This window comes from Pseudomonas sp. IT-P218 (genome assembly GCF_949767605.1).
In the GTDB taxonomy this organism is placed as follows: domain Bacteria; phylum Pseudomonadota; class Gammaproteobacteria; order Pseudomonadales; family Pseudomonadaceae; genus Aquipseudomonas; species Aquipseudomonas putida_AE.
The window spans coordinates 50,297-72,536 of the sequence record NZ_CATKQQ010000001.1; the positions used below are offsets into that span (position 1 = coordinate 50,297).

At 60.0% G+C, this 22,240-nt stretch carries 21 protein-coding genes; 9 read left to right on the plus strand and 12 right to left on the minus strand.

Annotated elements, in window-relative coordinates:
• Nucleotides 1-70 precede the first annotated feature (70 nt).
• Both ACM6I6_RS00240 and ACM6I6_RS00245 read left to right on the plus strand, forming a co-directional pair.
• Nucleotides 71-682, plus strand: a complete 612-nt coding sequence (locus ACM6I6_RS00240; protein WP_406591533.1) for an FMN-dependent NADH-azoreductase — start codon at nt 71-73, stop codon at nt 680-682.
• Nucleotides 683-851: 169 nt separating this feature from the next.
• Nucleotides 852-1,889: an alpha/beta hydrolase family protein gene (locus tag ACM6I6_RS00245; RefSeq protein ID WP_406591532.1), complete on the plus strand. Its 1,038-nt coding sequence runs from the start codon at nt 852-854 to the stop codon at nt 1,887-1,889.
• On the opposite strand, the gene ACM6I6_RS00250 is transcribed toward ACM6I6_RS00245, so the two are convergent.
• Nucleotides 1,890-3,077, minus strand: a complete 1,188-nt coding sequence (locus ACM6I6_RS00250; protein ID WP_274075841.1) for an MFS transporter — start codon at nt 3,075-3,077, stop codon at nt 1,890-1,892.
• A 316-nt stretch (nt 3,078-3,393) separates the two neighbouring features.
• Here ACM6I6_RS00250 and ACM6I6_RS00255 point away from each other — a divergent pair, with 316 nt between their 5' ends.
• Nucleotides 3,394-4,356 carry an IS110 family transposase gene (locus ACM6I6_RS00255; RefSeq protein ID WP_274073711.1) on the plus strand — a complete coding sequence of 321 codons (963 nt, stop codon included), beginning with the start codon at nt 3,394-3,396 and terminating at the stop codon, nt 4,354-4,356.
• A gap of 155 nt (nt 4,357-4,511) precedes the next feature.
• On the opposite strand, the gene ACM6I6_RS00260 is transcribed toward ACM6I6_RS00255, so the two are convergent.
• Complete coding sequence (locus ACM6I6_RS00260; RefSeq protein WP_274075840.1) at nt 4,512-6,098, minus strand: ABC-F family ATPase; 1,587 nt, start codon at nt 6,096-6,098, stop codon at nt 4,512-4,514.
• 494 nt (nt 6,099-6,592) lie between these two features.
• Here ACM6I6_RS00260 and lpxO point away from each other — a divergent pair, with 494 nt between their 5' ends.
• Complete coding sequence (lpxO, locus tag ACM6I6_RS00265) at nt 6,593-7,492, plus strand: lipid A hydroxylase LpxO (protein ID WP_323607883.1); 900 nt, start codon at nt 6,593-6,595, stop codon at nt 7,490-7,492.
• A gap of 100 nt (nt 7,493-7,592) precedes the next feature.
• On the opposite strand, the gene ACM6I6_RS00270 is transcribed toward lpxO, so the two are convergent.
• On the minus strand, nt 7,593-8,453 hold the full coding sequence (locus ACM6I6_RS00270) for a Ku protein (protein WP_274075838.1): 861 nt from the start codon (nt 8,451-8,453) through the stop codon (nt 7,593-7,595).
• Nucleotides 8,454-8,645: 192 nt separating this feature from the next.
• Here ACM6I6_RS00270 and ACM6I6_RS00275 point away from each other — a divergent pair, with 192 nt between their 5' ends.
• The 3 genes from ACM6I6_RS00275 to ilvA all read left to right on the plus strand — a co-directional run bounded on the left by ACM6I6_RS00275 (nt 8,646) and on the right by ilvA (nt 11,457).
• Entirely contained in the window at nt 8,646-8,987 is a 342-nt protein-coding gene (locus tag ACM6I6_RS00275) for a hypothetical protein (RefSeq protein ID WP_414919201.1), read from the plus strand.
• A gap of 43 nt (nt 8,988-9,030) precedes the next feature.
• Nucleotides 9,031-10,182, plus strand: coding sequence for a PQQ-dependent sugar dehydrogenase (locus tag ACM6I6_RS00280; protein ID WP_414919202.1), 1,152 nt, complete (start codon nt 9,031-9,033; stop codon nt 10,180-10,182).
• Nucleotides 10,183-10,443: 261 nt separating this feature from the next.
• Nucleotides 10,444-11,457, plus strand: coding sequence for a threonine ammonia-lyase, biosynthetic (ilvA, locus tag ACM6I6_RS00285; protein ID WP_323607886.1), 1,014 nt, complete (start codon nt 10,444-10,446; stop codon nt 11,455-11,457).
• Nucleotides 11,458-11,469: 12 nt separating this feature from the next.
• Here the strand turns inward: ilvA and eco are convergent, their stop codons facing one another.
• Nucleotides 11,470-11,952, minus strand: coding sequence for a serine protease inhibitor ecotin (eco, locus tag ACM6I6_RS00290; protein ID WP_414919203.1), 483 nt, complete (start codon nt 11,950-11,952; stop codon nt 11,470-11,472).
• 303 nt (nt 11,953-12,255) lie between these two features.
• On the opposite strand from eco, the gene ACM6I6_RS00295 reads away from it, so the two are divergent.
• Complete coding sequence (locus tag ACM6I6_RS00295; protein ID WP_046819995.1) at nt 12,256-12,528, plus strand: DUF1652 domain-containing protein; 273 nt, start codon at nt 12,256-12,258, stop codon at nt 12,526-12,528.
• On the opposite strand, the gene ACM6I6_RS00300 is transcribed toward ACM6I6_RS00295, so the two are convergent.
• Complete coding sequence (locus ACM6I6_RS00300) at nt 12,525-12,920, minus strand: hypothetical protein (RefSeq protein WP_323607888.1); 396 nt, start codon at nt 12,918-12,920, stop codon at nt 12,525-12,527. The two genes, ACM6I6_RS00295 and ACM6I6_RS00300, sit on opposite strands and share 4 nt — an antisense overlap.
• Before the next feature lie 89 nt (nt 12,921-13,009).
• Nucleotides 13,010-13,279 (minus strand): DUF2790 domain-containing protein, encoded by a 270-nt coding sequence (locus ACM6I6_RS00305; protein ID WP_274075831.1) that lies wholly within the window; start codon nt 13,277-13,279, stop codon nt 13,010-13,012.
• A 345-nt stretch (nt 13,280-13,624) separates the two neighbouring features.
• Here ACM6I6_RS00305 and ACM6I6_RS00310 point away from each other — a divergent pair, with 345 nt between their 5' ends.
• A complete protein-coding gene (locus tag ACM6I6_RS00310; RefSeq protein WP_414919204.1) occupies nt 13,625-14,926 on the plus strand; it encodes an OprD family porin in 1,302 nt (433 codons plus the stop codon).
• A 135-nt stretch (nt 14,927-15,061) separates the two neighbouring features.
• On the opposite strand, the gene ACM6I6_RS00315 is transcribed toward ACM6I6_RS00310, so the two are convergent.
• From ACM6I6_RS00315 to ACM6I6_RS00340, 6 genes are all read right to left on the minus strand, one after another.
• The gene (locus ACM6I6_RS00315; protein ID WP_414919205.1) at nt 15,062-16,006 is read right to left on the minus strand and encodes a carbohydrate kinase family protein; all 945 of its coding nucleotides are present in this window, start codon (nt 16,004-16,006) and stop codon (nt 15,062-15,064) included.
• 13 nt (nt 16,007-16,019) lie between these two features.
• A complete protein-coding gene (gene xylB, locus ACM6I6_RS00320; protein ID WP_414919206.1) occupies nt 16,020-17,516 on the minus strand; it encodes a xylulokinase in 1,497 nt (498 codons plus the stop codon).
• Nucleotides 17,517-17,670: 154 nt separating this feature from the next.
• The gene (locus ACM6I6_RS00325; RefSeq protein ID WP_414919207.1) at nt 17,671-19,143 is read right to left on the minus strand and encodes a mannitol dehydrogenase family protein; all 1,473 of its coding nucleotides are present in this window, start codon (nt 19,141-19,143) and stop codon (nt 17,671-17,673) included.
• A 15-nt stretch (nt 19,144-19,158) separates the two neighbouring features.
• Complete coding sequence (locus ACM6I6_RS00330; protein WP_414919208.1) at nt 19,159-20,262, minus strand: ABC transporter ATP-binding protein; 1,104 nt, start codon at nt 20,260-20,262, stop codon at nt 19,159-19,161.
• Nucleotides 20,263-20,437: 175 nt separating this feature from the next.
• On the minus strand, nt 20,438-21,268 hold the full coding sequence (locus ACM6I6_RS00335) for a carbohydrate ABC transporter permease (RefSeq protein ID WP_414919209.1): 831 nt from the start codon (nt 21,266-21,268) through the stop codon (nt 20,438-20,440).
• Between the two features lie 10 nt (nt 21,269-21,278).
• Nucleotides 21,279-22,178, minus strand: a complete 900-nt coding sequence (locus ACM6I6_RS00340) for a carbohydrate ABC transporter permease (protein WP_414919257.1) — start codon at nt 22,176-22,178, stop codon at nt 21,279-21,281.
• Between the last annotated feature and the right edge of the window lie 62 nt (nt 22,179-22,240).

Sequence of the window (22,240 nt, forward strand, 5' to 3'; positions counted from 1 at the left end):
CTATTGGTTTCGTCTGTAGGATTGTTTCCATCAGATCGCCCTGGCGGCGATCCTCACCTGGAGATCCCACATGAAACTGCTGCATATCGATTCGAGCATTCTTGGTGACAACTCGGCTTCCCGTCTGCTGAGCGGCGAAGTCGTCAAAGCCTGGCAAGCCGCCGAGCCGTCCGCCGTAGTGACCTACCGCGACCTGGCTGCCGACGCCATCAGCCACTTTTCCGGGGCCACCCTGGTTGCAGCAGGTACCGCCGCTGAACTGCGCGACGCCGCCCAACAGCACGAAGCCGAGCTGAGCGCCTCGACCCTGGCCGAGTTCCTCGCCGCCGATGCCGTGGTGATTGCCGCGCCGATGTACAACTTCACCATCCCGACCCAATTGAAAGCCTGGATCGACCGCATCGCCGTCGCCGGCCAGACATTCCGCTACACCGAAGCCGGCCCTGAAGGCTTGTGCGGTGGCAAGAAGGTCGTGATCGTTTCGACTTCCGGTGGCCTGCACGCCGGTCAGGCAACCGGTGTTGCCCACGAAGACTACCTGAAGGTCCTGTTCGGTTTCATCGGCATTACCGACATCGAATTCGTCCGTGCCCACGGCTTGGCTTACGGTGACGAAGTGCGTGGCAAAGCCATGAACGACGCCCAGGCGCAAATCAGCGAGCAGCTGTTCGCCGCCGCGTAAGGCTTGCGTAAACACCCATTGCCGCTGCAGGCAATTCCCAAAAAACTCTGTATTCTGATCACGCAAGTGGCAGATGCGGAGTTTTTTGTTTCTGGCTGTTGCAAATTGTGGCCTGAGTTATGCAGTCGAGGCTTAACCTCTCTGATCCGGTAACAAGGTGGGGCATCCCATGGTGCGTCTTTGTGCAGGTTTACTGATCTGTCTGCTCGCCAGCCTGAATTCAGTGCACGCCGCGCCTGCGCCGCATCCGCACTGGAGCGTCGGTTATCACGAACTGAGCTTTCTCGACCCGCTCGACTTGCAACCGATGCGTGCCATTGCCTTCTATCCTTCGAGCGCCAAGGAACATTCCAGCCTGCTTGAGGGGTACAACGTCGAAGCCGGCGAAGACACCAAAGTCGCTATCGGCCGGTTTCCGATGCTGCTGCTGTCCCATGGCAACACCGGCACGCCGCTGGCCCTGCACGACCTGGCCACGTCCCTGGCCCGCAAGGGTTTTGTGGTGGTGGCGGTGATTCATCCGGGCGACAACTCCAAAGACCATAGCCGCCTCGGCACCTTGAGCAACCTGTACGGACGGCCGATCCAGATTTCCGAAGCCATTACCGCGACGCTGGGCGATCCCATGCTCGCACCCTTCGTCAATGCCGAGCAGGTCGGGGTCATCGGTTACTCGGCCGGCGGCGAAACGGCGTTGATACTGTCCGGCGCGACCCCGGACCTGGATCGTCTGCGCCGTTACTGCCAGGAGCGCCCGGACGACCGTGATGCCTGCAATACCCAGGGTGAACTGATCGTCGACCGCGACGATTTGCAGCCGGTGGCCGACCCACGGGTCCATGCACTGTTGCTGATGGCGCCGCTGAGCCTGAAGTTCGGCCGTCATACCCTGGCCGATGTGCATGTACCGGTCCTGCTTTACAGTGGCGATGGCGACCAGCTGGTGGCCCCCGACAAGAACGCCGCTGCATTGGCGCGCAAGCTGCCCGTCGCCCCGGACTTCAAGCTGCTCGCCGGGGCCGGGCACTTCGTGTTCATGGCGCCGTGCAATGACGAACAAATCGTCATCATGCCGGCCCTGTGTACCGATGCAGAGGGCGTCGATCGTGCGGACATTCACCGTAGCCTGATCTCGGAAGCCGGGCGCTTCTTCTCTCGTACCTTGGGCAAACCGACGCGGGCGGGGATGCAGACCGCCGATCAGTAATCAGGTCGTTGCACGGTGCTTGAGCAAAAGGGTCAAGCCCAGCGCACACACCGACAACAACGCCGCACTGAAGAAGATCCACGCGTACCCCAGGTTCAACGCCACTGCGCCCATCAACGGCCCGGCAATCGCCAGCGCCAGGTCGAAAAACACCGCATAAGCGCTCAGGCCCGCGCCTCGGCTGGAGTTGGGCACCTGCTTGATCGCCTCGACGCCCAGGGCCGGATACACCAGCGACAAACCGAAACCGGTCAGGCCGGCACCGATCAAGGCATAGCCGGTCGAAGGCGCCAGCCACAACAGCACCAGGCCGACGGTCTCGATGGACATGCAGGCAACGGCCGAGGTGAAACCGCCAAAACGGCTGATGCTGGAAATGAAACACAGCCGCGCCAGGATGAAGCACACCCCGAACACCGTCAGGCAGTACGCCGCGCCGCTCCAGCCCCGGTTGACGTAATACAGGGTGATGAAGGTGGTGAGGGTGCCGTAGCCGATCGAGGCCAGGCTCAGGCTTGCACCGAATGGCGCAATCCGTCCGAACACCGCCCAGAACGGCAGCCGCTCACCGCGTACCACTGGCACCGACGGTTTGTTGCGAATCAGCAGCAAAGCCAACAGGGCCAGCACCGACAGGGTGATACCCAGGCTGGCAAACCCCAGTTGCCCGACCATCACCACCCCCAGCGGCGCCCCGATGGCAATGGCACCATAGGAGGCGATGCCGTTCCACGAGATCGAGCGCGCGGTATGTTCGGCGCCTACCTGGCCCATGCACCAACTGATCGTGCCGACCCCGATCAGCCCTTGGGCGATGCCCAGCAACAAGCGTCCGGCGATCAGGATCAACAGGCTGATCAATGGAAAGCTTTGCAGCAAGGTCGACAACAAGGTCAGCCCGCCACTCAAGACGATCCCCGTCAGGCCGTAGATGATGGCGCGCTTGGTCCCGACACTGTCGGACATGCGCCCGGCCATGGGCCGGCTGAGCAGGGTGGCCAGGTATTGCGAGCCAATGGTCAACCCGGCGATAACGGCACTGAACCCGAGCTGCTCATGGACATACCCCGGCAACACCGCAATCGGCAGGCCGATGCAGATGAAGGCGATGAATGTATAGAAAACGATGGAAACGATCTGCAGGGTGATCGCCATGGAGCTTTGCGGTGGCTGTTCTTGCGCAGACATGAGGGCTCGTTCGCGGGCGGCGGAGGGAGAACTGCATGATGGCGCGGCTGTGGGATAAAAGGAAGCAGGCTAACTAATTATCGCTGTTCTTGAAGGCCTCTTCGCGAGCAAGCCCGCTTGTATGTTTAGACTTGTAGGGGTGGTGGGACTAAAAGCCAGCATCTGACTCTAGCCAGTACAGACCGTGGGAGACTTCGCCCCACCCCTTCACCAAAGCGCCGATAAGGAATGCATCGGCCATGACCGACGATAGAAGCAAGCCAGCGCAATGGTGAAGCCCCGACAAGCCTTTAAACCCTAACCCGGAGCTTTCTTTGTGGCAATGAGTGTCTCGCGTTCTGTAGTCGGAGTGGATGTCGCCAAGGCCGAAGTGGTGGTCTATCAGGCCGACACGGATCTGCTGTTGCCCGTGTCAAACGATAAACCGTCTCTTACAAAGTGGCTGAAAACGTTACCTGCAAACAGCGCCATCGCGATTGAAGCCACCAATATCTATCACCTGGATACGGTTGAGCTGGCTCATGCAATGGGACATGCCGTCTATGTCATCGACGGTTTCCGTTTGAGTAACTACCGCAAAGGAGTGGGTGGCCGCGCCAAGACAGATGCCAGCGACGCGCGTTTACTGGCGCGTTACTTGAAGAACGAAGAGGAAGAGCTACGTCCTTGGAGCCCGCCGCCGAAGGTCTATACCAAGCTTCAAAGCCTGCTTCGAAGACGAGCGACATTGGTCCAGGCGCGTGTCAGCCTGACTCAAAGCTGGAACGACGAGCCGCTGCTGAAAGCGGCATTCAAACAACAGATAGCTGCCATGGGTCGATTGGATTTACTCATCCAGAAGAAGCTGTTGGAAGTCGTCAAAGAGGCGGGTCTGTTGGATCAAGTCAAACGCTGCCAGGCCGTAGAGGGGGTCGGTTTTCTTACCGCCACCGCACTGACGATGGCATTTCAACGTGGCGACTTCGCCAGTGGTGACGCCTATATCGCGTTTCTTGGAATGGATTTGAGAGTCTCTGATTCGGGGCAAATGAACGGACGTCGAAAGCTGACCAAGAAAGGTGACTCCGAAATACGGCGTCTGCTGCATAACGCCGCGATGGCTGCCAGTCGCTCGAAGACCTGGAAGCCGTTTTACGAACGCTATCTGGAGCGAGGATTAAAGACGACTCAAGTGCTGGTCATCCTGGCTCGAAAGCTGGCACGAGTGGCGTTCGCCCTGATGAAGAACCAGAGCGAGTATCAGCCAAATCCAGTCTTGGGGGCTTCCCCCCAAACATAGAATCTCCCACATTTGGAATGCATTCCCCCTGTGGGAGCGGGCTTGCTCGCGATGGTCTCGACACCACAGAAAATCATGAGTCTGAATACAAAAAGCCCCGTCACAAAGGACAGGGCTTTAACCTGCAGCTTGCAGCTAGAAACTAATAGCTGCTTTTAGAACACCACACCCTGGCTACGCAGGTAATCGTCATAGGTCCCGCTGAAGTCGGTCACGCCGTTCGGGCTCAACTCGATGATGCGGGTGGCCAGGGACGACACGAATTCACGGTCGTGGCTGACGAAGATCAGCGTGCCCGGGTAGTTTTCCAGCGCCAGGTTCAGCGCTTCGATGGATTCCATGTCCAGGTGGTTGGTCGGTTCGTCCATGATCAGCACGTTTGGCTTTTGCAGGATCAGTTTGCCGAACAGCATGCGACCTTGCTCACCACCGGAGATGACCTTGACCGACTTGAGGATCTCGTCGTTGGAGAACAGCATGCGACCCAAAGTACCGCGAATCATCTGCTCGCCCTGGGTCCACTGACCCATCCAGTCGAACAGAGTCACGTCGTCTTCGAAGTCGTGCGCGTGATCCTGAGCGTAGTAGCCCAGCTCAGCGGCGTCGGTCCACTTGACGCTACCGGCATCCGGGGTCAGTTCGTTGACCAGGGTGCGCAGCAGGGTGGTCTTGCCGATACCGTTCGGGCCGATGATCGCCACGCGTTCGCCGGCTTCAACCTGGAAGCTGAAGTCCTTGAACAGTGGCTTGCCGTCGAAGCCTTTGGCCATGCGCTCGACGATGACCGCCTGACGGTGCAGCTTCTTGTTTTGCTCGAAACGGATGAACGGGCTCACACGGCTCGAAGGCTTGACCTCGGCCAGTTGGATCTTGTCGATCGCCTTGGCGCGGGAAGTGGCCTGCTTGGCTTTCGAGGCGTTGGCCGAGAAGCGGCTGACGAACGATTGCAGTTCCGAAATCTGCGCTTTCTTCTTGGCGTTGTCCGACAGCAGTTGCTCGCGAGACTGGGTCGCCACGGTCATGTACTCGTCGTAGTTGCCCGGGAACAGGCGCAGCTCGCCGTAATCCAGGTCAGCCATGTGGGTGCATACGCTGTTCAGGAAGTGACGGTCGTGAGAGATGATGATCATCAAGCTGGAACGCTGGGTCAGAACGTTTTCCAGCCAGCGGATGGTGTTGATATCCAGGTGGTTGGTCGGTTCGTCGAGCAACAGCACTTCCGGATCGGAGAACAGCGCCTGAGCCAGCAATACGCGCAGTTTCCAGCCTGGGGAAACTTCGCTCATCGGGCCGAAATGCTGCTCGATGCCGATACCCAGGCCCAGCAACAGTTCGCCAGCACGGGACTCAGCGGTGTAACCGTCCATTTCGGCGAATTCGGTTTCCAGCTCGGCCACGGCCATGCCGTCTTCTTCGGTCATTTCCGGCAGCGAGTAGATGCGATCGCGCTCGGCCTTGACCTTCCACAGCTCTTCGTGACCCATGATCACGGTGTCGATTACGGTGAATTCTTCGTAGGCGAACTGGTCCTGGCGCAATTTACCCAGGCGCACGTTCGGTTCCAGCATGACCTGGCCGCCGGACGGATCAAGGTCGCTACCGAGGATTTTCATGAAGGTCGACTTGCCGCAACCGTTGGCGCCGATCAGGCCGTAGCGGTTGCCCGCGCCGAATTTGACCGACACGTTTTCGAATAGCGGCTTGGCGCCGAACTGCATCGTGATGTTAGCTGTAGAAATCAAAGGTTTTTCCTGCGAAGCATTCAGAGTAGCTAGGGTTGCGGCAGTACCGAATCAGTACCCGTTTCCGTCATTCGGATCACGGGAAATGCATCCCGGTCAGAAGCGGAAGATCCATCTGGCAATAAGTGGACAGCAGCATATGGAGCGCTTGGCCCGAGTCGAAGTGCGCTGAGGCCGGGATCGTTCCCGTCATCAACCAAGGGGGGCGCGTAAAGTTTGGCGGCGATTGTACTGGTCTGGCTCTTTAAACGATAGGGCAATAAGGCCGCACCGACGCATTGCCGGTATCAACGGACAGATTTTCACATTTGAAAGCTAACAATTGGTTACAGACGATGGCTAAAATGCCATCTTTCACTTGATGCCGAACGTCGGCATCGGCTCAAGGACGGGTCATCGGGCCCGCTGTTTGGTTTTCAGACGCTGCACAAGCCCCACAGGCCATTGGCCGCCAGGGGGCGCAGTTTGTTCACCTCTGACGTGTGACGATTTCCGTGAAGCTCATCATTGCCGCTGTGTACCTTGTTTCCATCGCCTATGTCCACCTGCGCGGTCGCGTGCGCCACAAACTGGGCCGTCAACTGAGCGACCACTCGACGTTCCTGGCGCCGATCAATTGCTTCCTTTATCTGTTCTCGAAGATCCCCAACAGGCCGTTTCTCAACCCGGCGGATTTTCCCGACCTGACGCCGCTGCAGACCCACTGGGAAGAAATTCGCGCCGAAGGCCAGAATTTGCTGAAGGCGGGGGAAATCAAGCGCTCCAACGATTACGACGACGTTGGTTTCAACTCCTTCTTCAAGACCGGATGGAAGCGCTTCTACCTCAAGTGGTACGGCGACAGCCACCCGTCGGCGATGAAACTCTGCCCGCGCACCACCGAACTGGTGCAGGGCATCGGCTCGATCAAGGCGGCGATGTTCGCCGAGTTGCCGCCGGGGTCGAAACTGGTTCGCCATCGCGATCCGTATGCCGGTTCCTATCGTTACCACCTGGGCCTGGAAACGCCCAATGATGCCGGTTGCTACATCAATGTCGATGGCGAGAACTATCACTGGCGCGATGGTGAGGCGGTGATGTTCGACGAAACGTTTATTCATTACGCGGAAAACACCACCGGGCAGAACCGCATCATCCTGTTCTGCGACGTTGAGCGACCGATGAAATACCGCTGGGCGGCGGCGTTCAATGGCTGGTTCAGCCGCAATGTCATGTCGGCTGCCGGTGCGCCGAACGAGGCGGGGGACAAGACGGGTGGGATCAACCGGCTGTTTGGCAAGATCTACAAGGTTCGCCTGCACGGCAAGGCGTTGAAGAAGCGCAATCGCAAGCTGTATTACCTGCAGAAGTGGGCGTTTTTTGGTGGGTTGCTGGCGATTTTTGTTGTGATCTGAGGACGCCTTCGCTGGCAAGCCAGCTCCTACAGAGATTGGCGGTGCACACAAAACCTGTAGGAGCTGGCTTGCCAGCGAAGAGGCCGGAACATCCAACACATCACTTGCTGACTTTCTTCCTCGCCGCCGGCTTGGTAGTCGACTTGGGCTTGGCAGGCGCCTTGGCCGCCCCCTTGCCCCCCAGGCTTCGCTTGAGCAACTCGGTCAAATCAATCACATCCGCCGTCTTGCGCTCCTCTTCGCCCGTGGCCGTTTCAACATCCTCGATCTTGCCTTCATGGGCTTTCTTGTCCACCAGGGCCATGATCTTGTCTTCGAATTCGTCCCGGTAATCCTCCGGCGACCACTCGACACTCATGTCCTGCACCAGGCGCTTGGCCATGTCCAGTTCGCCCTTGGCCAGCTCGGCCTTTGTCACATCGGGGCCCAATGCCAGTTCGTCCAGGCTGCGAACCTCCGCCGGCCAGCGCAGTTTGACCAGGACCATGGCCTTTTCCAGCGGCATCAAGGCCGCCAGGTACTGGCGGGTATGCAGCACCACGCGGGCGAGCGCGACTTTGTTGGTCTTGGTCAGGGTTTCGCGTAACAGGGCGTAGACTTTGCCTCCGCGTTTGTCCGGTGCCAGATAATAGGGCGTGTCGATGTTCTGCAGCGGGATCTGCTCGGCGTCGACAAAGGCAAAGATATCGATGGTCTGGGTCGACAGGGGATGCGCCGAGCGAATTTCTTCTTCGCTGAGCACCACGTATCGGCCTTTTTCGTACTGCACGCCTTTGACGATGTGCTCCTTGGTGACTTCCTTGCCGGTGACCTTGTTGACGCGCTTATAGCCCACCGGGTCCATGCTGCGGCTGTCTAGCCAGTCGAAATCCACCCCTTGGGAGGACGTCGCCGAGACCAGCGCCACAGGAATATGCACCAGCCCGAAACTGATCGCGCCTTTCCAGATTGCCCGTGCCATGGTCGTCTTCCCGAAAGTGATGATCAGGTGACCTTGGGCTCTGCGCAAAAGTTTCAGCGGCCTGCGGCCCGGTCCTGGCCACGCATCAACTTCGTGTTACATCTTGCCGGCAAGGTTTGTGTTAACAAATCCGAACCCCAGGCGTAGCGTGCTATCGAAGACTTTATTCACGCACAGGTCGAGAGGCATCCCATGAATCAATACGTACCTGGCCTTATCGTGCTGGCATTGAGCGGCGTACTCGGTCATGCGGCACAGGCCGACGTCGCTTCGCCCGGCGCTCCGTTGCAGGTGGCGCAAAACCTTCCGGGCAGCACCAACAATAATCCCTACAACAGCCCGATCCGCCGGGCCAATCCAAACAGCATGCAGGGCACGCAACCCAATGCCCCTGCCATCCATGGGCCGAATACCGTGCCGGTGCCACGTCCGCCCACCCTCGACAACGGTGGCATCGGCAATCGCTACCCCCAAGGCTCGGCCCCCACCAGTGCCCCGAAGTTCATCCCCAATCCACCTCCCCGCAGCCCTTGAAAGAGAGGCAGCTGCCTGTATCCCATGACAAAAGGAATCGTGCATGTTGCGTAAAACCCTCCTGGCCACTTTCTGCGCCAGCACCTTGTTCGCCGTCAGCCTGCCTGTTCTCGCAGCGACTGCCCGGGACATGCAAAGCGAGCAGGGCACCCTTGAGCTCACGCCGATCGCGACCGGACTTGAGCATCCCTGGTCATTGGCCTTTCTGCCTGATCGCCAGGGCATGCTGGTCACCGAACGTCCGGGCAACCTGCGCGTGGTAACGGCCGAGGGCAAATTGTCGGCGCCACTCAATGGCGTGCCCAAGGTCTGGGCCAAGGGGCAGGGCGGCTTGCTGGATGTGGCGCTGTCACCCGACTTCAAGCAAGACCGGATGATCTACCTGTCCTATGCCGAAGGTGGCGGTCAGGGTGACAAGGCCGGTACCGCGGTCGGTCGCGGACGGTTGTCCGAAGACCTGACGACGCTGAAGGATTTCCGGGTGATCTTCCGCCAGGAGCCCAAGCTCTCGGTCGGCAACCATTTTGGTTCGCGGCTGGTGTTCGACCGGGATGGCTATCTGTTCATTACCCTGGGGGAAAACAACGACCGGCCCACCGCTCAGGACCTCGACAAGTTGCAGGGCAAGGTCGTCAGGATCTATCCGGACGGCAAGGTGCCCGAGGACAACCCCTTTGTCGGACAAGCCGGCGTGCGCCCGGAAATATGGGCCTACGGTGTGCGTAACCCGCAAGGGGCGGCGCTCAACCCCTGGACCGGCACGCTCTGGGAAAACGAACACGGTCCGCAGGGCGGTGATGAGGTCAACATCATCGAGCGCGGCAAGAACTACGGCTGGCCGCTGGCCACCCACGGCATCAATTACTCGGGTCAGCCAATCCCGGAAGCCAACGGCAAGATCGCCGAAGGCACCGTCGGGCCGCACCATGTCTGGGAAAAATCCCCTGGCCTGAGCGGCCTGGCCTTCTACGACGGCGACCGCTTCAAGGCCTGGCAGCACAACGCGTTTATTGGCGCGCTGGTCACCCGGGAGCTGATTCGCCTGCAGTTCGACGGCGACAAGGTGGTTCACGAAGAGCGCTTGCTGGGCGAACTCGACAAGCGCATCCGTGATGTCCGACAGGGCCCGGATGGATATTTGTATGTACTGACCGATGAAGAGGATGGTGGCCTGTACAGGGTGGGATTGAAGTAAAGGCATGGCTCCCACATTCGACCGAGATCAAGTGTGGGAGCGAGCTTGCTCGCGATGGCTATCTTGAAATCGAACCATTGACTTGCCATCCACGCCCGGATATTTTCCGGACATGACTTCCACCGTATTGCGCTGCCAGCCAAGCATTATTACCGCCATTCCTCATTTGGCGGGCTAGCTCACGACTGCAGCACCCAACCCGCCCTTGAGGCGGGTTTTCATTTTCTGTCTCGGGGCTCTGATCAATGTCAGGAGACGATCATGACCAGTGTGCCCGCCCAACAAACCCTGCTTGAGCATTACGTCAAGAAAATCCTTGCCGCGCCGGTCTATGAACTGGCGGTGCGCACTCCCTTGCAACCAGCTCCGGCGCTGTCCGCCGCCTTGGGTAATCAGATCCTGCTTAAACGCGAAGATTTGCAACCGACCTTTTCCTTCAAGATCCGGGGTGCCTACAACAAGCTCGTACAATTGAGTGCTGAGCAACAGGCGCGGGGCGTGGTGACGGCTTCGGCAGGCAATCACGCCCAGGGGGTGGCGTTGGCGGCGCGTGAGCTGGGGATCGAAGCGACAATTGTGATGCCCGCGACGACACCGGAATTGAAGGTGCTCGGAGTGAGCAGTCGTGGCGCACAGGCGTTGTTGCACGGCGAGAGTTTTCCGTTTGCCCTGGCCTATGCGCTGGATCTGGCGGAAAAAACCGGCAAGACCTTTGTTTCGCCCTTCGACGACCCTGATGTGATTGCGGGGCAGGGCACCGTGGCCATGGAGATCCTGCGCCAGCACCAGGGCCCGCTGGATGCGATTTTTGTACCGGTGGGTGGTGGCGGTCTGATCGCCGGCATCGCGGCGTACATCAAATACCTGCGGCCAGAAGTGCGCATCATCGGCGTCGAGTCGGAGCATTCCGCTTGCTTGAAAGCGGCGCTGGAGGCCGATCAACGTGTCGTCCTGCCTCACGTCGGCACTTTCGCCGATGGGGTGGCAGTGGCCCAGATCGGTGCTCATGGATTCGAAGTGTGCCGGTTTTGCGTCGATGAGGTGCTGACGGTCAGCAACGATGAGCTCTGCGCTGCAATCAAGAATATCTATGACGATACCCGCTCGATCGCCGAACCTTCCGGTGCGTTGGCGGTGGCTGGCATCAAGAAGTACGTGGCGAGAAGCAATACCCGTGGCCAGACGTTCATCGCCATCGAGTCGGGTGCCAATATCAATTTCGACAGTTTGCGCCATGTCGCCGAGCGTGCCGCGTTGTGCGACACGCTCGCTTGATGCATGTAAGGCCTACTCCGCGACGGCTTTATCGACCTTGCTGGAGGCTGACCAGACCCGGTAGCGCACCTCGATGTCCTTGGGGACGTAGAGCACGATCGGCAGCTTGCTGTTGTAGCGCAGCATGAAACCGTCGCCGACCACCGGCACGAACGCCTGCGTGCTCTTGCCATCGGGGCAGGCCATCAGGGTGCTCATCGGGCCGATGACTTTGTCCAGGCGATAGAACGGATAGCCCCAGCCTTCGAGGTTCTTTTCTTCGAGAATGCCGCCCAGGCGCTGGCGATTGCAGTCGACTGCCAGGGTCTTGCCGGCAAGGATCTCGATCTGGAAATCGTCTTCACGGGTTTGTGGCGTGAGGTGGATGACCTGGCGGGTGAAACCGCTGTCCGGTTTCGGGAAGGGCGCGACGTCTTCGAGTTTTGCCCCGTGGACGATGCCGGACAGCGTGACGGCAATCAGCCCGACGGTGGTACTGATGGTCGATGAACCCATGATGCCTCCTTGCGAATGTGTGGGGTGAGCGGATACTGGATCGGCTGGCGGCCATTCTCGACGGCGCCGGCGGTCAATGCAAATCCTTCGCCCAGCGTGCAAATTGCAGGGCCGGCACAAGCCGTTTTTTGCAGATTGCACGACCATTTTTACGAGACCTTACAATAAGCCCTTGATTTACCGATGAGCTGCACAGCGAAATTCAGGGCATGTTTTATGCTGTAGCTGTTCTCAAGCTGACCGGGATTCCATATGAGTCAGCGTCGATAGTTAATTGGCAGTCTCACAACGGAGAGGGTCGCCATGTTTCTTTCTGCCTTGGAACTTCGCAATATCATTGAAAGCAGTTTTCTACCAAAACGCTGTCAATGCACGCTGTCGCCGGACTTGTCCATGACTGTAAAAGTGTTTGCCGATGGTGAAACCGATCAACTCGATCTTCTGAAAACCGGTATCGACGCCCAGCAACTCAATGGCTGTCGGGAAATAAACGAACTGATCGCCGTTCTGCGTTCCGATCTCCAAAACCATTACACGGAACCCGGGCATAGCCAGGGCATGCGCAAAGCACTTTAAGCAGTTGTTTCAAATTCTGCCGATTCGCGCCGGGTCTGGAAAAACGCCAGGCCCAGCGCCAGTTCAACCCCGACTGCCAGCAGGATGCCCGGTCCGGCATGGCCATTGAGCCATTCGCCGAAACCCAGTATCGCCAGCCCCCAGCAGCCCACCACAAAGCCAATGGCCAATGCCTGGCGAGACGCGGAGGGCGCCTGGTTGCGCACCAGATAGAACATCACCCCCAACGCTGCGAACAGTACTGCTATGCGTCGTGCAATGAGGCCTGCGGTCGGCGAGTATTCAATATCCCAAGTGGCCAGCAGCCACTCGGGCATGACGCCCCAGGCCAGTGCCAGCAGCAAACACAAAGCGGCGGTTGATGTCGATAACGTACGAAACGACAACTGCATGGCGAATCCTTGCGGCAGTGAGGAAGCGCCTGAGCATAGCGCCTGAAATTCCCCACGAGTACCGCAAGGCGTTAAATCAGAATTTTCCTTCAGTTCTGATAACTGCAAGCGTCAGACAGTTTTCGGTAGGCGACTTCTGCAGGCTGGCCCGATTGTGAGTCGATGTACTTCATCGTCGCCGTAATCACTTCGCAGTCCAGGGTCGTGGGTTCGCTCAGCGCAATCACTTTGCCCACGTGCAACGGCATGCCGTAGTGATAGGAGGGCACGTTTTGTGTGGCGGGGTCATTGGCCTGGGCAATGCCGGTCGATGCGGCACAGACAAGGGCGATTGAAACGAGCAGGGCGCGCGAGTTCATGGGGTGATCTCCAGTGCAGGTGCAAGTGAGCTCGACGTATCGTCGAGCCTGCCGCACTGGGCGTCAGAGGACTCTGAGGGCGTGCGGTCCAGTAGAGTGTTGGACTGCGCGATTAAGCATTGGTTAAAGCCAGTTGAATGCCGCCTGTCGTCAAACCACTACCGTTCGGCGAAAAACAATACGGTCACTTTTCAGACTAAAGTCGTCTGCAGCAAGAAAAAGCGTTCTGCCATCATTGTCGTTCACCCCGCGTTTCACTTCAGCCCGGTCTGTTACCTGACCGGATGAAGGCTATTTCTGGCTGATTGCGCCCTGGCGCAAACGCTGCATTGTTGGAGCTTTTTAATGCGTCCCCCCTTTACGTTCATCTTCGTGCGCCAGTCATTCGGCTTCGGCGCCCTGGTGCTGTGCGCCGGTTTTACCGGGCCGGCCCAGGCGAGCGGCTTTATCGACGACACCACGGCGAACATCGAATCACGCACGGTGTATTTCAACCGCGACTTCCGTGACGGCCACACCTCCAACGAGCAGGGCGCGTCCAAACGCGAAGAGTCGGCCCAGGGTTTCATTCTCAATCTGCAATCGGGGTTCACCGAAGGCACACTGGGTCTTGGTGTCGATGCATTGGGCATGGCGGGGTTCAAGCTCGACTCCAGTCCCGACAGCAGTAACAGCGGCCTGCTGCCGTCCAGCGGCAGTAACCCGCGGGGTTCGGCGGACGAATACACCAAGCTCGGCCTGACCGCCAAGGTGCGCGTGTCGCAGAGCGTACTAAAGTACGGCGCGCTGCTGCCGGATGTGCCGCTGCTCAAGTACAACGATGGCCGCCTGCTGCCGACGATGTTCAATGGCGCGATGCTCACGTCCAGGGAAGTGAAGGACCTGAATGTCATGGCCGCGCGCCTGGACAAGTACACCGCCCGGGACTCCACTGATTCCCAGGACATTCGCGTGCACTGCAAGAACAAGCGTTATGCCTGCAACATCACCGCCGATCATTTCGACATGTACGGCTTCGACTACAAGATCAACGATCGGCTGACGGGGCAGTACCACTATGCCGAACTGGAAGACATCTACCGACAGCACTTCCTCGGCTTGCTGGCCAACCAGCCGCTGGCTGGCGGCGTGCTCAAGGCCGATCTGCGTTTGCTCAAGAGTGCCGACAGCGGAGAGGCCCGCGCCGGTTCCATCGACAACCGCGCCCTGAGCACCTTGCTCGCCTACGCCATCAGCGGCCATACGTTCAGCGCTGGCTGGCAGCGCATGAACGGCGATAACTCGATGCCGTACCTCGATGGCAGCAATCCGTACCTGGTCAACTACGTGCAGGTCAACGACTTCGCCGCGGCGCAGGAACGCTCGTGGCAGTTGCGCTACGACTATGACTTCAAGGCCATCGGCCTCAACGGCCTGACGTTCCTGACCCGCTATGTCAACGGAGATCACATCAAGGTGCCGGGTAGCGATCAGGAAGGCAAGGAGTGGGAGCGCGACAGCGAGCTCAAGTATGTGGTGCAGGGCGGGACGTTCAAGGATGTCAGCCTGCGGTTGCGCAATGCGACCTATCGCAGCAATTACGCGCAGTACGCCCGGGATGTGGACGAGACGCGGTTGATCGTCAGCTACAACTTCTCGGTGTTGTGACCTTGAGTTTGGCGGTGTGAGGTATACCGCTTTCGCGAGCAAGCCCGCTCCCACATTGGATATCGGTGGACACGAATTTGTGTTCAACAACGATCCATTGTGGGAGCGGGCTTGCTCGCGAAGGGGCCGTCACATTCAATGCAAATCCAGCTGATGCCGATATGGCAAATCCGGCCCGGTCTTGCTGCATGTCAATGCCGCCGCCTGCACCGCAAACCTCAGCATCGCCTCGATCTGCTGGCGACTCAATTGCCTCACCCCCTCGACCGAGTCCAGCCGCTGCTCGGTCAGCCAGCTGATCAATGCGGCCTGGAAGGTATCGCCGGCACCCACGGTGTCGGCAATCTTCACGGCACAGGCCGGCACCGACCACGAACCGTGGACCCGACTGAACACCGTCGCACCTTCGCCACCACGGGTGAGGAACACCAGTTGGCAGCGGTGTTGCAACCAGCCCTCGATCACCCGCGCCGGGTCCTGTTCGGGGTACAGCAGGCTCAGGTCCTCATCACTGACCTTGATCAGGTCGGCATGTTCGACCAGAGTGGCCACCCGCGAACGCCACAGCGCGATGTTCGGCTCAGGGTTGAGCCGCACGTTCGGATCAAGGCTGATCAGGCGCTTGCCGCTTTCCCGGCGTACCAGCTCCAGCAGCGTGTCGCCGATCGGTTGCACCACCAGGGAAAACGAACCGATGTGCAAACCCCGCACTTCAGGTCCCAACGCCGGCAAGTGCCCGGGCTGAAGTTGTCGATCGGCGCAGCCTTCGCCGCGGAAACTGTAGTGCGGCGAGCCATTGGCCCCCACGGCGACCATCGCCAGGGTGGTCGGTGCGGCGAAATCCACCAGATAGTCCGTGCATACGCCTTCCTCCTCCAGCACCTGGAGCAAACGCCGGCCGAGGTAGTCGGTGGACAACCCGGCAAACAGCGCAGCGTCCACGCCCAGGCGGCACAAACCCACCGCAACGTTGAACGGCGAGCCGCCGGCAATTGCCTTGAAATTCACTTTTGAAGCCAGGCCGCTGACCTCGTTTTCACTGAAGAAATCGAACAGCGCTTCGCCACACACCAGATACATAGTTGATCGCTCTTTAAAGGGTTGCGACATGCCGTTGATAGCGTTCGTAGGCCAACTGGGAGGCGGCCACGTTTTCTGCAATGGGCCAGGTTTCACTGGCCGGATCGAGCCTCACGCAGCGTTCGCACAGATCCGCCAGACTGTCCTCATGCCCGTTTGCCGAGGACGTGCACCACGCCGCCTGGATCGCCGCGCCCAGGGCGGCGGCTTCGCTTTGCTCGGGGCAGACGACGGGCATGTTCAGGGTGTCGGCGACGATCTGCCGCCACACCGCGCTTTTCGAGCCGCCACCGATCAGGCAGATGCGCAGGCTTTGTAAGCCATTGTGGTGCAGCAGGTCCAGCCCATGACGCAAACCGAAGGTCGTGCCCTCGACCACGGAGCGACACAGATTGGCCCTTGTCAGGTTGCCCATGGTCAGGCCCAGCACGCTACCGGTGGCGTGGGGCAGCGCGGGGACACGTTCGCCGTTGAGGAACGGCAGCATGCTGACCCCTTCGGCGCCAATGGGGGCCTGGGCAACGAGGGCGTTGAAAGTTTCGATATCCAGTTCGAGCAGCTCGCGAACAGCCGTGGTGGCGTTTGTCAGGTTCATGGTGCAGATCAACGGCAACCAACCGCCGCTGGAGGAACAGAACGTAGCGACGGTCGTGTCCGGGCTGATCTTCGGTTGCTCGGCGTAGGCATACACCGTGCCGGACGATCCGAGGCTCATGGTGATGGCGCCAGGCTTGATGTTGCCGGTGCCGATGGCGCCCATCATGTTGTCGCCACCGCCGCTCGATACCAGCGCATGCGGGTTGATGCCCAGGTGTTCGGCGATCCCCGGCAGCACCGTGCCCACCGCGTGATGGGCATCGATCAGTTCCGGCAGCGCGGCTTGCAGACGCCCGGTGGGATCGATGTCGCGCAGCAGCTGCAAATCCCACTGGCGGGTGCGCACATTGAAATAGCCGGTGCCCGAGGCATCGCCGTACTCGCTGCAACGGCGACCGGTGAGCCAGAAATTCAGGTAGTCGTGGGGCAGCAGAATGTGTGCGATTCGGGCAAATACCTCGGGGTGCTGCTCTTTGGTCCAGAGCAATTTTGACACCGTGTAGCCCGGCGCAATGACCACGCCGAGGCGTTCCAGCGAGCCTTTTTCGCCGCCCAGATGCTTGAGCAGTCGATCGTTCTCTGCTGTGGTTTCGGTGTCGCACCAGAGCTTGGCCGGGCGCAGGGCCTGGCCTTGATCGTCGAGCAGTACCAGGCCATGTTGCTGGCCGGAAACGCCGATGCCGAGGATGTCCTGGCCGTCGACCTGCGCCGCCAGCAACGCACGACGGGTGGCGAGGGTGAAAGCGTCCAGCCACTGCGCCGTGTCCTGTTCGCGGCGACCGTTGGCGCCGCTGATCAGTTCATGCGCGGCGGCACCCTGGCCCAGCACCTGGCCGCTGAGCGCATCGAGAATGATGGCTTTGGTGCCTTGGGTGCCGCAGTCGATGCCGAGGAATAATTGTTGGTTTGCCATGGCAGGTCCTTGGTGTGTCAGGTTGATCTCGGTTAGCCCGATCGCGAGCAAGCTTGCTCCTACAAGTTTTGTGTCGATCATTGCTAAGTGGCACGACACAAAACCTGTAGGAGCAAGCTTGCTCGCGATGACGGCAGTCAATTCACCGCTGAGCTCAGACCAGAATCCGCTCCAACGTCCGCGTCACCCCAACCTCGCGCAAACTGTTGCAACACCACTCAAACGCCGCCACAAACTCCGGCGAGCGCGGAATCGCCTTACCAAAAATCTCCTCAACCGCCAACAATCGTTGGGTAATCAATACATCATCCACCACCAGCGCCTGACAGAACGCCGCCCGCGGGTCCGCAATGGCGTAGGTATCGCCATTCTCATCCACCCCCTTCAGATACAAGGCCCACGCCGCCACCACCAGCGCCGCTCGCCGGGTGTCCCTGCCATCGGCCAGCAAGCGGTTGATGGTCGGTACGGTGAATTTGGCAAACTTCGACGAGCCGTCCGAACACACGCGCTCCAGTTGATCGGCAATCGCCTGGTTGGAGAAGCGCACCACCAGGGTGTTCTTGTACTCGGTCAGGTCGATGCCCGGCACCGGCGACAGTTGCGGCGTGACGTCCAGGTCCATGTAGGCACGCATGTAGCGCACGAACAGCGGGTCATTCATGGTCTCGTGGACGAAGCGGTAACCCTTGAGAAAACCCAGATAGGTCAGGGCCAGGTGACTGCCGTTGAGCAGCTTGATCTTCATCTCTTCATAGGGCGTGACGTCGTTGGTGAACTGCACGCCGACCTTTTCCCAGGCCGGGCGACCGTTGACGAACTTGTCCTCCAGCACCCACTGCACGAACGGTTCGCAGACCACCGGCCAGGCGTCGTCCACTCCGTGCTGGTCGGCCAGTTGCAGGCGGTGTTGGGTGCTGGTCATCGGCGTGATGCGATCGACCATGGCGTTGGGGAAGCTCACGTGGCCCTCGATCCAGTCGCGCAGATCGCAATCGCGCAGGGCAGCGAAGGCCAGCAGGGCCTTGCGGGTGACCGCCCCGTTGTGCGGCAGGTTATCGCAGGACATCAAGGTGAAGGCGGGTGTGCCTGCCGCGCGGCGTTTGGCCAGTGCGGCGCACAGGAAGCCGAACACGGTTGTCGGCGCATTCGGGTGCGCCAGGTCGTGCTGGATCTGCGGCAGGTGGGCCATGAACTCGCCGTTGCTGTCATCGATACAGTAGCCGCCTTCGGTGATGGTCAGTGAAACGATGCGGATCTCGGGGCTGGCGAGTTTGTCGATCAGCGCCTGGGCATCGTCTTCGGCCAGCAGCATGTCGCGGATCGCACCGATGACGCGCACTTGGGTGTCGTCGCTGTCGCCGAGTTCGAACAGGGTGAACAGGTAGTCCTGTTCCCGCAGGTCATCCCGGGCGCGACGATCTTCGCTGCGCAAGCCGATGCCGCAGATGGCCCAGTCCAGTCCAACGCCGGTGTTCATCAGCGCATCGGTGTAATACGCCTGGTGGGCGCGGTGGAAACCGCCGACGCCGATGTGCGCAATGCCCTGGCGGGTGTCACTCAGGGCGTAGGCGGGCAGGACCACCTCGGGGGCGAGGCGCTGCAGGTGGTTTTTATCGAGTTTCATCACAGGCTCTCTGAGTCAGGCGGCGACGCGCAACGGGCGGGTCAGCGCCACGCCGTCGGCATCGAACAAATGGCAGTGGCTGGCGTCCAGGTGCAGGCTCAGGGTCTCGCCGTAGCGGCTGGCCAGGTCGCCGCGAACGCGCAGGGTCAGCGCTTCGCCGGACGCGGTGCGCACGTGGCAGAAGGTGTCGCTGCCCAGGCGTTCGCTGACGTCGGCGGTGACTTGCAGCGTGCAGTCACCGGGCGTGGCCAGTTGCAGGTGTTCCGGGCGAATGCCCAGGGTGACTGCGCCGCCGACCCTCAGGCTCGCGCCGCTGAGCGGCAGGCTGATGCGGGTGCCGGCGTCCAGTTGCACGTCGCAGCCCTGGCCGTCGATCCGGCTGACCTGGCCCTTGAGGAAGCCCATTTTCGGTGTGCCGAGAAAGCCTGCGACAAACAGGTTGGCCGGCTGGTGATAGAGGTCCAGTGGCGAGCCGACCTGTTCGATTCTGCCGCCATTGAGCACCACGACCTTGTCGGCCATGGTCATCGCTTCGACCTGGTCGTGGGTCACGTAGATCATCGTCGCTTGCAGGTCCTTGTGCAGGCGCAGCAGTTCAAGGCGCATCTGCACCCGCAGCGCGGCGTCGAGGTTGGACAGGGGTTCGTCGAACAGGAAAATCTTCGGGTTGCGCACGATCGCCCGGCCGATCGCCACGCGCTGACGTTGTCCGCCGGACAGTTGCTTGGGCTTGCGTTCGAGCATCGGCCCGAGTTCAAGGATGCGCGCCGCCTCACCGACTTTTTTCTCGACCTCGGCTTTTGGCACTCCGGCCAGGTCGAGGGCAAACGACATGTTCTTGCGCACGCTCATGTGCGGGTACAGGGCGTAGGTCTGGAACACCATCGCCAGGTCGCGTTTGGCCGGGCTGACTTCAGTGATGTCGCGGCCGTCGAGTTCGATGGTGCCGCCGCTGACTTCCTCCAGCCCCGCGATCAGGCGCAGCAGGGTGGATTTGCCGCAACCTGACGGGCCGACGAATACCACGAATTCCTTGTCGTTCACTTCAAGGTCGATGCCCTTGATGATGGAAAAGCCTTCGAAGCCTTTTTGCAGATTCTTGATTTTCAGGTTGGCCATGATCATGGGCCTCCGATTGTTGTTATTCGTTACACCGGACGGTTTTCTGTAGGAGCGAGCTTGCTCGCGAAAAACATCCAGACAATGAGTTCTTTCAGGCAGCGCGCGTCATCGTTCACGCCCATCGCGAGCAAGCTCGCTCCTACAGGGGATCGCGTGGGGCCGGCAAATCGCGTTATTTCACGGCGCCAAACGACAGCCCGCGGACCAATTGTTTCTGGCTGATCCAGCCGAAGATCAGGATCGGTGCACAGGCCAGGGTCGACACTGCCGACAACTTGGCCCAGAACAAGCCTTCGGGACTTGAGTACGAGGCGATCAACGCGGTCAGGGGCGCGGCTTTCGAGGAGGTCAGGTTCAGCGACCAGAAGGCCTCGTTCCAGCACAGGATCAGCGACAGCAGCACGGTCGAGGCCAGGCCACCCTTGGCGATCGGCAGCAGGACCCGGAGCATTTCCTGCGCCAGCGTTGCGCCATCCAGTCGAGCGGCTTCGAGGATGTCCCTGGGGATGTCCTTGAAGTAGGTGTAAACCATCCAGACCACGATCGGCAGGTTGATCAGGGTGTAGATCACGATCAGCGCGATGCGCGTATCGAGCAGGCCGAAACTCTTGGCCAGCAGGTAGATCGGCATCAGCACACCCACCGGCGGCAGCATCTTGGTGGAGAGCATCCACAGCAGCGTGCCCTTGGTGCGCTGGTTTTCGTAGAACGCCATGGAGTAGGCTGCCGGTACCGCGATCAGCAGGCACAGCGCCGTGGCGCTGAAGGAAATCACCACCGAGTTCCAGGCGAAACTGAAGTAGTCGCTGCGCTCGTTGATGTGCAGGTAGTTCTCCAGGGTTGGGGTGAAGATGAACTGCGGCGGCGTGGCAAAGGCATCGATTTCAGTCTTGAAACTGGTCAGCACCATCCAGAAGATCGGGAAGAAGACCAGGATCGCGATAGCCCAGGCCAGGGTGCCCAGCAGCAGGCTCTGCAGGCGACGGGATTGTTGAAGGGTCATGGCGCGGGCCTCAGGCTTTGTCAGTCAGGTTTTTGCCGATCATCCGGATCAGGACGATGGCCGCGATGTTGGCGATCACCACGGCGATCAGCCCGCCCGCGGACGCCATGCCGACGTCGAACTGCACCAGCGCCTGGTTGTAGATCAGGTAGGCGAGGTTGGTCGAGGCGTAGCCGGGGCCGCCGTTGGTGGTGGTGAAGATTTCGGCGAACACCGACAGCAGGAAGATGGTTTCGATCATCACCACCACCGCAATCGGTCGCGCCAGGTGCGGCAGGGTCAGGTGCCAGAAGATCGCGATCGGCCCGGCGCCATCGAGGCGCGCGGCTTCCTTTTGTTCCTGGTCGAGGGACTGCATTGCCGTCATCAGGATCAGGATCGCGAAGGGCAGCCATTGCCACGCGACAATGATGATGATCGACAGCAGTGGGTAGTGCGCCAGCCAGTCCACCGGTTGCGCGCCGAACAGCTTCCAGACGTAGGCGAGAATCCCCGACACCGAATGGAAAATCAGGTTCTTCCAGATCAGCGCGCCGACCGTGGGCATGATGAAAAACGGCGAGATCAGCATGACCCGCACGATGCCTCGACCGAGAAACTCACTGGCCTCCAGCAGGGCACTGATCAATACGCCGAGCACCACACTGATCAGCAGCACGCTGCCCACTAGCAGCAAGGTATTGGTAGCCCCGGGCATGAAGCCCGAGTCGGTCAGGAAGTAGCTGAAGTTTTCCAGCCCGACGAACTCGTTTTCACCTGGATTGAGCAGGTTGTAGCGAATCAGCGAAAAGTACAGGGTCATGCCCAGCGGCACGATCATCCACAACAGCAGCAACGCTACCGATGGGCTGACGAGGAACCAGCCGGGGTTTGCCAACCGGCTTTTGCGCAGTGGCTGAGGTATTTCCATGTGAGCTTTGGCAGTAGACGTATTCATGGTGATCACAACCGATTAATGGCAGGCATATGAAG

What these genes read in the sequence shown, in the direction of transcription:
- ACM6I6_RS00240 (WP_406591533.1), top strand. Translation starts at nt 71, where the DNA reads ATGAAACTGCTGCATATCGATTCGAGCATTCTTGGTGACAACTCGGCT.
- ACM6I6_RS00245 (WP_406591532.1), top strand. Translation starts at nt 852, where the DNA reads ATGGTGCGTCTTTGTGCAGGTTTACTGATCTGTCTGCTCGCCAGCCTG.
- ACM6I6_RS00250 (WP_274075841.1), bottom strand. Translation starts at nt 3,077, where the DNA reads ATGTCTGCGCAAGAACAGCCACCGCAAAGCTCCATGGCGATCACCCTG.
- ACM6I6_RS00270 (WP_274075838.1), bottom strand. Translation starts at nt 8,453, where the DNA reads ATGGCACGGGCAATCTGGAAAGGCGCGATCAGTTTCGGGCTGGTGCAT.
- ACM6I6_RS00275 (WP_414919201.1), top strand. Translation starts at nt 8,646, where the DNA reads ATGAATCAATACGTACCTGGCCTTATCGTGCTGGCATTGAGCGGCGTA.
- ACM6I6_RS00280 (WP_414919202.1), top strand. Translation starts at nt 9,031, where the DNA reads ATGTTGCGTAAAACCCTCCTGGCCACTTTCTGCGCCAGCACCTTGTTC.
- ilvA (WP_323607886.1), top strand. Translation starts at nt 10,444, where the DNA reads ATGACCAGTGTGCCCGCCCAACAAACCCTGCTTGAGCATTACGTCAAG.
- eco (WP_414919203.1), bottom strand. Translation starts at nt 11,952, where the DNA reads ATGGGTTCATCGACCATCAGTACCACCGTCGGGCTGATTGCCGTCACG.
- ACM6I6_RS00295 (WP_046819995.1), top strand. Translation starts at nt 12,256, where the DNA reads ATGTTTCTTTCTGCCTTGGAACTTCGCAATATCATTGAAAGCAGTTTT.
- ACM6I6_RS00300 (WP_323607888.1), bottom strand. Translation starts at nt 12,920, where the DNA reads ATGCAGTTGTCGTTTCGTACGTTATCGACATCAACCGCCGCTTTGTGT.
- ACM6I6_RS00305 (WP_274075831.1), bottom strand. Translation starts at nt 13,279, where the DNA reads ATGAACTCGCGCGCCCTGCTCGTTTCAATCGCCCTTGTCTGTGCCGCA.
- ACM6I6_RS00310 (WP_414919204.1), top strand. Translation starts at nt 13,625, where the DNA reads ATGCGTCCCCCCTTTACGTTCATCTTCGTGCGCCAGTCATTCGGCTTC.
- ACM6I6_RS00315 (WP_414919205.1), bottom strand. Translation starts at nt 16,006, where the DNA reads ATGTATCTGGTGTGTGGCGAAGCGCTGTTCGATTTCTTCAGTGAAAAC.
- xylB (WP_414919206.1), bottom strand. Translation starts at nt 17,516, where the DNA reads ATGGCAAACCAACAATTATTCCTCGGCATCGACTGCGGCACCCAAGGC.
- ACM6I6_RS00325 (WP_414919207.1), bottom strand. Translation starts at nt 19,143, where the DNA reads ATGAAACTCGATAAAAACCACCTGCAGCGCCTCGCCCCCGAGGTGGTC.
- ACM6I6_RS00330 (WP_414919208.1), bottom strand. Translation starts at nt 20,262, where the DNA reads ATGGCCAACCTGAAAATCAAGAATCTGCAAAAAGGCTTCGAAGGCTTT.
- ACM6I6_RS00335 (WP_414919209.1), bottom strand. Translation starts at nt 21,268, where the DNA reads ATGACCCTTCAACAATCCCGTCGCCTGCAGAGCCTGCTGCTGGGCACC.
- ACM6I6_RS00340 (WP_414919257.1), bottom strand. Translation starts at nt 22,178, where the DNA reads ATGGAAATACCTCAGCCACTGCGCAAAAGCCGGTTGGCAAACCCCGGC.